The 12,734-nt window shown below is 65.8% G+C and carries 13 protein-coding genes and 1 tRNA gene; 8 read left to right on the forward strand and 6 right to left on the reverse strand.

All coding sequences use genetic code 11. The annotated features are described in order from the left end of the window. The 5 genes from VGC77_RS08185 to VGC77_RS08205 all read right to left on the reverse strand — a co-directional run. Positions 1-597: extracellular solute-binding protein (locus VGC77_RS08185; RefSeq protein WP_331171077.1), on the reverse strand; the 597-nt coding region annotated here is incomplete at its 3' end. Positions 598-780: 183 nt separating this feature from the next. Beyond that, positions 781-1,980: a CaiB/BaiF CoA-transferase family protein gene (locus VGC77_RS08190; protein WP_331171078.1), complete on the reverse strand. Its 1,200-nt coding sequence runs from the start codon at positions 1,978-1,980 to the stop codon at positions 781-783. 28 nt (positions 1,981-2,008) lie between these two features. Beyond that, positions 2,009-2,263, reverse strand: a complete 255-nt coding sequence (locus VGC77_RS08195) for a GIY-YIG nuclease family protein (protein ID WP_331171087.1) — start codon at positions 2,261-2,263, stop codon at positions 2,009-2,011. A 453-nt stretch (positions 2,264-2,716) separates the two neighbouring features. Beyond that, positions 2,717-2,792, reverse strand: a tRNA-Ala gene (locus tag VGC77_RS08200). A gap of 68 nt (positions 2,793-2,860) precedes the next feature. Then, complete coding sequence (locus tag VGC77_RS08205; RefSeq protein WP_331171088.1) at positions 2,861-3,283, reverse strand: TIGR02300 family protein; 423 nt, start codon at positions 3,281-3,283, stop codon at positions 2,861-2,863. Between the two features lie 147 nt (positions 3,284-3,430). On the opposite strand from VGC77_RS08205, the gene aroA reads away from it, so the two are divergent. Beyond that, entirely contained in the window at positions 3,431-4,780 is a 1,350-nt protein-coding gene (aroA, locus tag VGC77_RS08210; RefSeq protein WP_414709625.1) for a 3-phosphoshikimate 1-carboxyvinyltransferase, read from the forward strand. 190 nt (positions 4,781-4,970) lie between these two features. Here the strand turns inward: aroA and VGC77_RS08215 are convergent, their stop codons facing one another. Further along, positions 4,971-5,642: a lysophospholipid acyltransferase family protein gene (locus VGC77_RS08215; RefSeq protein ID WP_331171080.1), complete on the reverse strand. Its 672-nt coding sequence runs from the start codon at positions 5,640-5,642 to the stop codon at positions 4,971-4,973. A gap of 218 nt (positions 5,643-5,860) precedes the next feature. Between VGC77_RS08215 and cmk the strand changes: the two genes are divergently transcribed. The 7 genes from cmk to trpB all read left to right on the forward strand — a co-directional run bounded on the left by cmk (position 5,861) and on the right by trpB (position 12,498). Then, positions 5,861-6,499: a (d)CMP kinase gene (cmk, locus tag VGC77_RS08220; protein WP_331171081.1), complete on the forward strand. Its 639-nt coding sequence runs from the start codon at positions 5,861-5,863 to the stop codon at positions 6,497-6,499. A gap of 289 nt (positions 6,500-6,788) precedes the next feature. Continuing rightward, positions 6,789-8,486, forward strand: coding sequence for a 30S ribosomal protein S1 (gene rpsA, locus VGC77_RS08225; RefSeq protein ID WP_331171082.1), 1,698 nt, complete (start codon positions 6,789-6,791; stop codon positions 8,484-8,486). 209 nt (positions 8,487-8,695) lie between these two features. Continuing rightward, the gene (gene sppA / locus VGC77_RS08230) at positions 8,696-9,673 is read left to right on the forward strand and encodes a signal peptide peptidase SppA (RefSeq protein WP_331171083.1); all 978 of its coding nucleotides are present in this window, start codon (positions 8,696-8,698) and stop codon (positions 9,671-9,673) included. A 167-nt stretch (positions 9,674-9,840) separates the two neighbouring features. Continuing rightward, entirely contained in the window at positions 9,841-10,146 is a 306-nt protein-coding gene (locus VGC77_RS08235; RefSeq protein WP_184261461.1) for an integration host factor subunit beta, read from the forward strand. A gap of 33 nt (positions 10,147-10,179) precedes the next feature. Further along, complete coding sequence (locus VGC77_RS08240; RefSeq protein ID WP_331171084.1) at positions 10,180-10,572, forward strand: LapA family protein; 393 nt, start codon at positions 10,180-10,182, stop codon at positions 10,570-10,572. 55 nt (positions 10,573-10,627) lie between these two features. After that, a complete protein-coding gene (locus VGC77_RS08245; protein WP_331171085.1) occupies positions 10,628-11,284 on the forward strand; it encodes a phosphoribosylanthranilate isomerase in 657 nt (218 codons plus the stop codon). Continuing rightward, positions 11,284-12,498, forward strand: a complete 1,215-nt coding sequence (gene trpB, locus VGC77_RS08250) for a tryptophan synthase subunit beta (RefSeq protein WP_331171086.1) — start codon at positions 11,284-11,286, stop codon at positions 12,496-12,498. The genes VGC77_RS08245 and trpB overlap by 1 nt, the downstream gene beginning before the upstream one ends. Positions 12,499-12,734: the final 236 nt, after the last annotated feature.

The raw sequence follows: 12,734 nt of genomic DNA on the forward strand, positions 1-12,734 counted from the left end.
CTGCTCGATGTTGGCCCAGGTCGCCCAGGCATTGGAAAAACCGCAGGTGGCATGGCCGGCCGTCTTCAACTTCTTGGCGGCATCGAACACCTCGGGCCAGGTCTTCGGGATCTCGGCGACGCCGGCCTTCTTCAGCTCGTCCTTGTTGATCCACATCACCATCGACGACGAATTGAACGGGAACGACAGCATGTCGCCCTTCGCGGTCGAGTAGTAGCCGGTGATCGCCGGCAGATAGGCCTGCGGATCGAATGGTTCGCCGCTTTCCTTCATCAGCTGGTAAACCGGCTTCACCGCGCCGGTCGCCGCCATCATCGTCGCGGTGCCGACCTCGAACACCTGGATGATATGCGGCGCGTTGCCGGCGCGGAACGCGGCGATGCCGGCGTTCATGGTGTCGGGATAGCTGCCCTTATACGACGGCACCACCTTGTAGTCGGATTGCGCGGCGTTGAATTCGTCGGCGAGCTTGACGATCACATCGTTGTTGGCGCCGGTCATGGCGTGCCACCACTGGATCTCGGTCGCAGCGCGCGCCGGCGCGGCGAGTCCCAGCGCGATCGCAAGCGCCGCCAGGCCGACATGTCGAAGTGCCATCAAATTCCTCCCGATTGGCCATCATCTTGTCGCGCGGTAACAGCGCGCAATGACATGCACATGACCGTATAGGCGCGCGCAGCCTAGGAGGGAAGCCGCAGCCGAGAAAGCGATAAAAAGGCGGAACAACCGCTACGGGGACGCGATGCGCGCGTGCGATCTGCGGTTGCTGTGCGACGCCGCTCAGCGCTTGCGCTGGCACACCGCGCCGCTGGCCACCAGCGCTGCGATCTCGTCCGCAGAGAAGCCGAACTCGCCGAGCACCTCGTCGGTGTCCTGGGCGAATCGCGGCGGCACGCGGCGCAGCGCGGCCTTGCTGCGCGCAAAGCGGATCGGCGAGGCGACGCCCTTGTACCAATCCTTTTCGATCACGTCGCCGCGGTGCGCAGCGTGGGCGCTGGTCAGCGCCTTGTCGATGGTCTGCACCGGGCCTGCCGGCAGCCCCGCCGCCAGCAGCCGGTCGCACAACGGCTCGGCATCCGCCGCGCTGAACACCGCGGCGAGTTCGGCGGTCAGCGCGTCGCGGTTGGCGATGCGGTCCTTGTTGCGCGCAAAGCGCGGATCGGTTCCGAGTTCCGGCTTGCCGATTTCTTTGCACAGCTTGCGGAAGGTGGCGTCGTTGCCGACGCCGATGAAGATGTCGTCGGTGCGGGTCGGGAAGATCGCGTAGGGCACCAGATTGGGGTGCTCGTTGCCGGTCAGCGCCGGCGGCTTGCCGTGCAGAAAGTAATTCGCGGCGTGCGGATGCATGATGGCAAGGCCGGTTTCGAACAGCGTGGTCTCGACGAACTGGCCGCGGCCGGAGGTCTGCCGCTCGGCCAAAGCCATCAGGATGGCGATCGCGGCATAGAGGCCGGTGGTGATGTCGACCAGCGGCACGCCGATCCGGGTCGGGCCGCTTTGCCTGGAGCCGGTGGCGGCGATCATGCCGGCCATCGACTGCACGATGGCGTCATAGCCGGGATTGCCGCCGCGCGGGCCGTCGCTGCCGAAGCCGGAAATCCGGCAATGCACCAAGCGGGGAAACTGCGCGCTCAGCACGTCGTTGCCGAGGCCCCATTTCTCCAGCGTGCCGGGCTTGAAATTCTCGATCACCACGTCGGCCTGCGCCAGCATCGTCAACAGCACCGCGCGGCCGTCGGGCGAGGCGAGGTCGAGCCCGATGGCGCGCTTGTTGCGGTTGACGCCGATGAAATACGCCGCGTCCTCGTCGTGGAACGGGGGACCCCAGTCGCGGGTCTCGTCGCCGGCCGGCGGCTCGACCTTGATCACGTCGGCGCCGTGGTCGGCGAGAATCTGCGTGCAGTACGGGCCGCCGAGCACGCGCGACAGATCGATCACCCGTAGGCCAGTCATCGCACCGGGAGCAATGTCAGGGGGCATATGCGCTTTCTTGCGAAGCTTGCGTCGATCAGGACGAAGGACAGCAGAGCCGTTTGTTGGCGAATGCTCTACCGGAATGAGACTTCAGGTACTTTTCGAATTCCAAAGCTCTGAACTTGTCTGGAAAGGCACAGTACCAGCACAATTCCCACGGCGTAAACTTGGAAGTGTGCGGTGATTTGCCAGCGTTATGATCGGCTATCCGTTGCTTCAGGTCGGCCGTCGCGCCGGTATAGACCTGCTCCGGAAAGCTGACGCTGGGAATGATATAGACGTACCACATCCGCCCACCGATCTCTGCGGCGATACGGTCACCGCAATGCACGGCGGAAATCTATCAAGGAAAGACGACACGTCCACGGCTGTCGTCGCCCGCCGCGCAAACCCTGTCTCGGCTGGCATGGCTGCGCCCCGCGGTGCCGGCCAGGTGCCCGTATCAGGAACGCAGCGTCCAAAGATGATCTGATTTGGCTGCGGTGGGGTGTCGGAGTTCTGCGGCAGCCCGTCGTCGCCCTTCGGGCTATGCTGGGCACGCTTCGCCTTCGGCAAGCGTGGCTGCGCCACGCGTAGCCGGCCAGGTGCCCCGTATCAGGAACGCAACGTCCAAAGATGATCTGGTTTGGCTGCGGTGGGGTGTCGGAGTTCTGCGGCAGCCCGTCGCCGCCCTCCGGGCTATGCCGGGCACGCTTCGCCTTCGGCTAGCGTGGCTGCGCCACGCGTAGCCGAAGGCGAAGCGTGGTGGAGCCAGGCGGGATCGAACCGCCGACCTCTTGCATGCCATGCAAGCGCTCTCCCAGCTGAGCTATGGCCCCTTAACCGTGTGCGCGGCGGTGGGATTCGTCCGCGCACGGCATTCGTTGATCACAGATCGGCGACGATCTCAAGTCTCCTCGTCACCAGAAACGTCACCAATGATATCGGTGACGTCCTCGTCGCCTTCTTCCTCGTCGGCGATGAAGGTGGAATCGTCATCGTCGTCGTCTTCGATGGTGTCGTCGATCTCGATATCGTCTTCGGATTCCGGCACCACCGCCTTGACCTTGCCGGTGTTCTCTTCGGCATCGGCTTCTTCCAGCGGCACCAATTCCTCGGCTTCGGCGGCTTCCGGCGCTTCGGCGGCAGCAGCGGCGGAGGCCGCGGCGGCGCGCGAGGCGGCGTCCGCGCGGGTCCGCGGCGGCGGAATCGGCGCAATCGGAACGACCTCTCCGGTGTACGGCGAAATCACCGGGTTCTTATTGAGGTCGTAGAACTTTTTGCCTGTCGTCGGGCAAATGCGCTTGGTGCCGAGGTCGGATTTGGCCACTTGTGCAATCCTGGGAATTCTTGAAAAACGGTGCTTCACTTGGCTAGTTGCCACGCTGCTGTCAATAGCGCTCTGCACGGGTGCGACGGCAACGTGATGCGCGCCAGCCGTTCGCATCCGGCCGCGCCGGCGCAGAGGAACACAATCTTGACCCATTCAGCCCCCCCCGCCAGCCAGTCGAGCCCGCTGCAAGCCCGCAAGTCCGCGTCCCTGACCGGGCGGGTGCGGGTGCCCGGCGACAAATCGATCTCGCACCGCGCGCTGATTCTGGGCGCGCTTTCGGTCGGCGAAACAAGGATCTCCGGGCTGCTCGAGGGCGAGGACGTGCTCAACACCGCCAAGGCGATGCGGGCGCTCGGCGCCACGGTCGAGCGCACCGGCGATTTCGCCTGGCGGGTGCAGGGCGTTGGCGTCGCCGGCTTCGCGCAGCCGGCTGCGGCGCTCGATTTCGGCAATTCCGGCACCGGCTGTCGGCTGGTGATGGGTGCGGTTGCGGGCTGTCCGATCACCGCCACCTTCGATGGCGACGCCTCGCTGCGGTCGCGGCCGATGCGGCGGATCGTCGATCCACTGGAATTGATGGGCGCCAAGGTCACGCAGAGCCGCGACGGTGGCCGGTTGCCGCTGACCCTGGCCGGCGCCCGCGATCCCTTGCCGATCCTCTACCGCACCCCGGTAGCCTCGGCGCAGATCAAGTCGGCGGTGCTATTGGCGGGGCTTTCGGCGCCCGGCATCACCACGGTGATCGAGCAGGAGGCGAGCCGCGACCACACCGAATTGATGCTGCGCCATTTCGGCGCCGAGATCGTCAGCGAGCCCGATGGCGCGCACGGCCGCAAGATCGCGCTGACCGGCCAGCCCGAGCTCACCGGCGCCCCGGTTGTGGTGCCGGCCGATCCGTCCTCGGCGGCGTTCCCGATCGTCGCGGCCTTGATCGTGCCGGGCTCCGACCTGGTGCTGACCGAGGTGATGACCAATCCGTTGCGCACCGGGCTGTTTCAGACCTTGCGCGAGATGGGCGGCTCGATCGAACAGAGCGACGTCCGCGGCGACGGCGGCGAGCCGATGGCCCAGTTCCGGGTGCGCGCCTCGCGGCTCAAGGGCGTCGAGGTGCCGCCGCAGCGCGCGCCGTCGATGATCGACGAATATCTGGTGCTGGCGGTGGCGGCAGCCTTCGCCGAAGGCACCACCCGGATGCGCGGCTTGAAGGAGTTGCGGGTCAAGGAGAGCGACCGGCTGGAGGCCACCGCGGCGATGCTGCGGGTCAATGGCGTTTCGGTCGAAATCGAGGGCGACGACCTGATCGTCGAGGGCCGCGGTCACGTGCCGGGCGGTGGCCTGGTCGCCACCCACATGGATCACCGCATCGCGATGTCGGCGCTGGTGATGGGGCTGGCCGCCGACCAGCCGGTGACAATCGACGACACCGCGTTCATCGCCACCTCGTTCCCGGATTTCATCCCGATGATGCGCCGGCTCGGCGCGGAGTTCGGCTAGAGGCTTTGGAGTTTCGCTGATCGACTTCCGGTCGTCATTCCGGGCGCGAGAGCGAAGCTCGAGCGAACCCGGAATCTTGCAATACGTGCAGCGTTCGCCTCGCCTTGCTGCGAGATTCCGGGTTCGCTCGCCCAAGAGGGCTCGCGCCCCGGAATGACCTGCAAACCAGGGGCGCTCATCCGCAGGTCGATCACGCCGCCTCGATCGGCAGCCGCCCGGCCAGTGTGTCGGCACTGCGCTGCACCGCAGTCAGCGCCGCGCCGAGCTGCTCGCTGATCGCGGCGCGATCCAGCTCCGGATCGACGATGATCGGCTCGCCCCAGCGCACCACGATTTTGGAAAACGGCTTCGGCAGGAACAGCCGGTCCCAGCTCCTGAACACCACCGCGCGCTGCGAACTGATCGACACCGGCAGGATCGGCAGCCCGGTCAGCCGGGCCAGATCGAGAATCCCGTCATTGACGTGCATCCGCGGCCCGCGCGGCCCATCCGGGGTAACGAACAGGCAATGGCCGTCGCGGCCGAACCGCATCAATTCGCGCACCGCACGCATGCCGCCCTTGGAGCTCGACCCGGTGACGGTCTGGATGCCGAAAATCGCGCCGACCTTGCTGATGATGCGGCCGTCGCGGTGGCCGCTGATCAGCGCGATCAGCGCCTTGTCTTCCATGCACAGCATCGGCAGCATGATCAGCCGGCCGTGCCACATCGCCATGATGTAGGGGCCCGCCACCGGCGGCCGCGGCCGGTCGAAGGTCGCGGTCCAGGTCACGATCTGGAAATACGCCGCCAGCGGGAAACTGATGGTGGTCTGGAACGCATCCGAGCGCAGGATGCGTTTGATGAATGCAGGCGTGGCCATCGGAGAACGTCACCAGGAAGATTGCGGCACGGGGCGGCGCGGCGGCGTCGCCCTGCGGGTCTTGGGAGGCCGGCTTATACGTGCCGGCCGGCCGCTTGCAAACGACGTCGCGTCGTCCCGCCGGCTTGAAACTTGGCCGAGGGCGGTGTTGAAGGTGGCCGGTTCGGTCGTCGGCGCCCCGCTTGGGGCGCCGACCGCCGCGGAAAAGCAGGATCAGCATGATTATCGCCATCGACGGACCGGCCGCCTCCGGCAAGGGCACGCTCGGCAAACGGCTCGCGGCGCATTACGGCTACCGTCATTTAGATACCGGCGTGATCTACCGCGCGGTCGCCAAGGCGTTGCTCGACCACGGCGTCGCACTGACCGACGAGGCCCGTGCGGTGGCCGCGGCCGAAGCGCTCGATCCGGCGAGCTTCAGCGATCCCGCGCTGAAATCGCAGGCCGTCGGCGAGGCGGCCTCGGTGGTGTCGGCGCTGCCGCGGCTGCGCGCCGCGCTTGTCAGCTTCCAGCGCCAGTTCGCAGCCCTCCCGCCCGGCGCGGTGCTGGACGGCCGCGACATCGGAACCGTGATCTGCCCGGATGCCGATGTGAAGATCTTCGTCATCGCCGACCCCAGTGTGCGCGCGCACCGTCGCACGCTGGAAGCGTTGGCCCGCGGCGAGCCCGCCGACGAGGCCAAGGTGCTGGCGGATATTCTGGCGCGCGACGCCCGCGACAAGAGCCGCGCCGCGGCGCCGCTGAAGGCCGCCGCCGATGCGCACTTGCTCGATAACTCGCATTTGGATATAGAAAGCGGCGTCCGGGCCGCCATCGACATTGTCGAGGCCGTTCGAGCGGGCCGGCAGCGGGTTTGAGGGATCTCAGACGAAACCGCTGCCGTCATTGGAGGAAAGCCCGCTCCAGGTCGCGTGTGTGGTGTTGAACTGATAGGATCCCGACCTTAGATTTTTGAGGTCGGTCTGCCGTGTTCAGGCCCCGGATCGTCTTTGGAATAGCTTAAAACCACCGTATCGATCGTGCAGGCATGCTGCCGGCCCGCTTTGCCCATTCGGCAAGCGGTCGCCAAAGGGCGCGGACCTTTGGCACTTCACGCTCGATACGCCCTCAACCGATAAGCCGGCGACACCCGCATCTGGAGAACAAATGGCTTCGACTGCTTCCTATAATCCTTCCCGCGACGATTTTGCCGCAATGCTCGACGAGTCCTTCGCCGGCGGCAATCTGCAGGAAAGCTCCGTCATCAAGGGCATTGTTGTCGCGATCGAAAAGGACATGGCCGTCATCGACGTCGGCCTGAAGACCGAAGGCCGCGTGGCGCTGCGCGAATTCGCCGGCCCCGGCCGCGATAGCGAATTGAAGGTCGGCGACACCGTCGAGGTGTTCCTCGACCGCATCGAGAATGCGCTCGGCGAAGCCGTGCTGTCGCGCGACAAGGCGCGCCGCGAGGAAAGCTGGGGCAAGCTCGAGAAGGCCTTCAACAATAACGAGAAGGTCCACGGCGTCATCTTCAACCAAGTCAAGGGCGGCTTCACCGTCGATCTCGACGGCGCGGTGGCGTTCCTGCCCCGCTCGCAGGTCGACATCCGGCCGATCCGCGACGTTGCTCCGCTGATGAACAACTCGCAGCCGTTCCAGATCCTCAAGATGGATCGCCGCCGCGGCAACATCGTGGTGTCGCGCCGCACCGTTCTCGAAGAGACCCGCGCCGAGCAGCGCCAGGAGCTGGTGCAGAACCTCGAAGAGGGTCAGGTGATCGACGGCGTGGTCAAGAACATCACCGATTACGGTGCGTTCGTCGACCTCGGCGGCATCGACGGCCTGTTGCACGTCACCGATATCGCCTGGCGCCGGGTCAATCACCCGACCGAGGTCTTGACCATCGGCCAGACCGTCAAGGTCAAGATCATCAAGATCAACCACGAGACCCACCGCATTTCGCTCGGCATGAAGCAGCTGCTGGACGATCCGTGGCAGGGCATCGAGGCGAAGTACCCGCTGAACGCGCGCTTCACCGGCCGCGTCACCAACATCACCGACTACGGCGCGTTCGTCGAATTGGAGCCGGGCATCGAAGGCCTGATCCACGTCTCGGAAATGTCGTGGACCAAGAAGAACATGCACCCCGGCAAGATCGTCTCCACCTCGCAGGAAGTCGAAGTGCAGGTGCTCGAAGTCGACAGCGTCAAGCGCCGGATCTCGCTCGGTCTCAAGCAGACCATGCGCAATCCGTGGGAAGTGTTCGTCGAGAAGTATCCGGTCGGCGCCACCGTGGAAGGCGAAGTCAAGAACAAGACCGAGTTCGGTCTGTTCCTGGGCCTCGACGGCGAAGTCGACGGCATGGTGCATCTGTCCGACCTCGACTGGAAGCTTCCGGGCGAGCAGGTGATCGACAACTTCAAGAAGGGCGACATGGTCAAGGCCATCGTCCTCGACGTCGATGTCGAGAAGGAGCGCATCTCGCTCGGCGTCAAGCAGCTCGAAGGCGACCCCTTCGCCGAGCCGGGCGACGTCAAGAAGGGCGCGATCGTGACCTGCGAAGTGCTGGACGTGAAGGAATCGGGCATCGACGTGCAGATCGTCGGCACCGACTTCAACACCTTCATCAAGCGCTCGGAGCTGGCGCGTGAGCGTTCCGATCAGCGCGCCGAACGCTTCGCCGTCGGCGAGAAGGTCGATGCGCGGGTGATCCAGTTCGACAAGAAGGCCCGCAAGGTCCAGGTGTCGATCAAGGCGCTCGAAGTCGCCGAAGAGAAGGAAGCCATCGCGCAATACGGGTCTTCGGATTCAGGAGCGACGCTGGGCGACATTCTCGGCACTGCGCTGAAGCAGCGCGATAAATAAGCTTCGACAGCGTCGGAGTTGAAACGAGGGCCCCGGGACACCGGGGCCCTTTTTCGTGGCCACACTTGGATGCGCCGGCGCACGTCTGCGTTCGGGTGCGTTGCCGCACCTTGTTTTCTTCATATTGGGTTGCAATTGATGTAATCGGGACACGATTGATCAATGCTCCCGAGAGAGACCTGTGGCGATCGTTACGCTGGAGAATTCCGATGTCGTTTGATTCCGATGTGATCGTCGATCGCCGCAGGATGCGCCGCAAGCTGACGTTCTGGCGCGTCGCCGCGGCGCTGGTCGCGATCGCCGCGGTGATCGCGGTCGGCGCCGCTGCGGTGCCGTCCAGCCGATTGGCGGGAACCTCGGGATCGATCGCCCGCGTCAAGATCGACGGCCTGATCCGCAGCGACGCCGATCGCGTCGAGGCGCTGGAGCGGCTGGAGAAATCCGCGGCCGCCGCGGTGGTCGTGCATATCAACTCGCCGGGCGGCACCACCGCCGGCTCCGAGCAGCTCTATGATGCGCTGGTGCGGCTCAAGGCCAAGAAACCGCTGGTGGTGGTGGTCGAGGGCCTCGCCGCCTCCGGCGGCTACATCGCGGCGATCGCCTCCGATCATATCGTGGCGCAGCAGAGCTCGCTGGTCGGCTCGATCGGTGTGCTGTTTCAGTTTCCCAACTTCACCGAACTGATGAAGACCGTCGGCGTCAAGGTCGAGGAAGTGAAGTCGTCGCCGCTGAAAGCTGCCCCGAACGGCTTCGAGCCGACCAGTCCGGAAGCCCGCGCCGCGCTGGAATCGCTGGTGAAGGATTCCTACGCCTGGTTCCGCGGGCTGGTGAAGGATCGCCGCGGCATGGACGATCAGCTGCTGGACAAGGTCGCTGACGGCCGGGTGTTCACCGGCCGGCAGGCGGTCGATCTGAAGCTGATCGATCAGCTCGGCGACGAGAAGACCGCGGTCGCCTGGCTGGTCGCGGAAAAGAAGGTCAAGGCCGACCTGCCGGTCCGCGACTACAAGCTGGAGCCGCGGTTCGGCGACCTGACGTTCCTGCGTGCCGCGGCGGCGCTCACCCTCGACGCGCTCGGCCTCAACGCGGTGGCGCGGCAGATCGAGCGCGCCGGCGTGGTGCAGTCGGTCGAGCAACTCGGGTTGGATGGCATGCTGGCGCTGTGGCAACCGGCGGCCTCGAATTGAGCCGCGGGCACTGATGTCCGGCTGCGCTCGGGGCGTGCGAGGGGTGCCGCGGTGCCGTTTTCGGCGGCGACCTGGTGATTTCCGCGCCCTTCGATTTCATTTAGCGTCTTGACAGTCCAAGGCATTTTCACAGAAATGGCGATCCGCACCCACGGGCCCCAGTCTCGATGATCAAATCCGAACTCGTTCAGCGTATCGCCGAGCATAACCCGCACCTCTACCAGCGGGACGTCGAGAATATCGTCAACGCCATTCTCGATGAGATCGTGGCGGCCTTGGCGCGCGGCGACCGGGTCGAGCTGCGCGGCTTCGGCGCGTTCTCGGTCAAGCATCGCCCGGCGCGCGCGGGGCGCAATCCGCGCACCGGCGCCCACGTGCCGGTGGACCAGAAAAGCGTACCGTTCTTCAAGACCGGCAAGGAAATGCGTGAACGGTTGAACCGTGACAGCGGAGCGCCCGACACCGGCGCGTAGCTTGGATCGGCGGCCGACAAGGCGAGAGAGACCATGCAGAAATTCCTGACGGCCTTGGTTCTAATTCCGCTCGGATTGATCATCTTCGTATTTGCGATTGCCAATCGCCATCTGATCACGGTGTCGCTGGATCCGTTCGCCGGCAATGACCCCGAACTCGCGGTGACGCTGCCGTTGTTCGTTCTCTTGATCGGCGTGGCAATCCTCGGCGTGATCGCCGGCAGCACGGTGACCTGGCTGCGGCAGCGGCGCTGGCGCAAGGCGGCGCGCCGGCACCAGGCCGAGGCGATCGAGGCGCGGGCCCAGCTCACCGAGCTGCGCGCCAGCGTCGTCACTCCGGCCGCGGCGGACACCCCGCGGGCGCCGCGGCTGCTTCAGCTCGGTTCCGCCAATAGTGCGCGAGACAAGCAGAGCGCGACGTTGTAACACCCGCTCGCCGGAACGAGCCCGTTGCTTTTCGGCCAACCCGTGCTGCGAGACCATGCCCCTTGTCGTCAAAATTTGCGGCCTGTCGACCCGCGCCACGCTCGACGCGGCGCTGACGGCCGGCGCCGACATGGTGGGCTTGGTGTTTTTTCCGGCCTCGCCGCGGCATGTCGGCCTCGACCGCGCGCGCGAACTCGGTGACGCCACCGGCGATCGCGCCGCCAAGGTGGCGCTCACCGTCGATGCCGATGACGCGCTGCTCGAAGCCGTGATCGCGGCGCTGCGGCCGGACATTCTGCAATTGCACGGCCGGGAATCGCCGGCGCGGGTCGCCGCGATCCGCCGCCGCTTCGGCGTGCCGGTGATGAAGGCGCTGGGGGTCGCTGTCGCCGCCGATCTCGCGCCGCTCTCCGATTATGCGGCGGTCGCCGACCGCATCCTGTTCGACGCGCGGCCGCCGAAGGGCGCGACCCGTCCCGGCGGGCTCGGCGCGGCGTTCGACTGGCGGCTGTTGCAGGGTCTCGATCTGGCGCGGCCGTTGATGGTGTCGGGCGGGCTTACCGCCGACAATGTCGCCGAGGCGGTGCGGATCACCGGCGCCGGCGGCGTCGATATTTCCTCCGGCGTGGAAACCGCCCCCGGCGTCAAGGATCCCGAGCTGATCCGCGCCTTCATTCGCGCCGCGCGCGCCTCGCAAGAGTTGATGATCTGATGAATTCGCAACTGCCAAACTCGTTTCGCTCCGGCCCCGACGAGCGCGGGCATTTCGGCATCTTCGGCGGACGCTTCGTCGCCGAGACCCTGATGCCGCTGATCCTCGATCTGGAAAAGGCCTATGCCGCGGCCAAGGCCGATCCGGCGTTCCAGCGCGAGATGGACGGTTACCTGAAGGACTATGTCGGCCGGCCGTCGCCGCTGTACTTCGCCGAACGACTGACCGATCACCTCGGCGGCGCCAAAATCTACTTCAAGCGCGAGGAGCTCAACCACACCGGCTCGCACAAGGTCAATAATGTACTCGGTCAGATCCTGGTGGCGCGGCGGATGGGCAAGAAGCGCATCATCGCCGAGACCGGCGCTGGTCAGCACGGCGTCGCCACCGCGACCCTGTGCGCGCGGTTTGGCCTGGAATGCATCGTGTTCATGGGCGCGGTCGACGTCGAGCGGCAGCAGCCCAATGTGATCCGGATGCAGATGCTCGGCGCCCGGGTGGTGCCGGTGCAGGCCGGCGCGCGGACGCTGAAGGACGCCATGAACGAGGCGCTGCGCGACTGGGTCACCAATGTCAGCGACACGTTCTATTGCATCGGCACGGTGGCCGGGCCGCATCCCTATCCGATGATGGTGCGGGATTTCCAGTCGGTGATCGGCACCGAGACCAAGGCGCAGATGCAGGAGGCCGAAGGCCGGCTGCCGGATTCGCTGATCGCCTGCATCGGCGGCGGCTCGAATGCGATGGGGCTGTTTCATCCGTTCCTGGATGATCCCAGCGTGAAGATTTTTGGCGTCGAGGCGGCGGGCCACGGCCTGACCATGCTGCACGCGGCCTCGATCGCCGGCGGCCGTCCCGGTGTGCTGCACGGCAACCGCACCTATCTGCTGATGGATGAAGACGGCCAGATCCAGGAGGGTCATTCGATCTCGGCGGGGCTGGACTATCCCGGCATCGGCCCCGAGCATTCCTGGCTGCACGAGACCGGCCGCGTCACCTATCTGTCGGCCACCGATGATGAGGCGCTGGCGGCGTTCCAGCTGCTGTCGCGGCTTGAAGGCATCATTCCCGCGCTGGAGCCGGCGCATGCCATCGCCAAGGTGATGGAGCTGGCGCCGACGTTGCCGAAGGATCACCTGATGGTGGTGAATCTGTCGGGCCGCGGCGACAAGGACATCCCGCAGGTCGCGGATATCTTGAAGGCACAAAAGTGAGAGCGAGCTCCGCCCCCTCACCCGCCCTTCGCTTCGCGAATGGCGACCTCTCCCCAGCGGGGAGAGGTGCGACGGCGCTCCTTCTTCACCTCTCCCCGTTGGGGAGAGGTCGACCGGCGAAGCGCAGCGAAGCCGGGCGGGTGAGGGGCCTTCAATCGGGCCGAAGTGTTCCCAAAATCATTTCGAGCACGCCTTCCAGGTTTTCATACACATCGGTATTCGACACCCGGACGATG

This window comes from Rhodopseudomonas sp. (assembly GCF_036404135.1).
In the GTDB taxonomy this organism is placed as follows: domain Bacteria; phylum Pseudomonadota; class Alphaproteobacteria; order Rhizobiales; family Xanthobacteraceae; genus Rhodopseudomonas_A.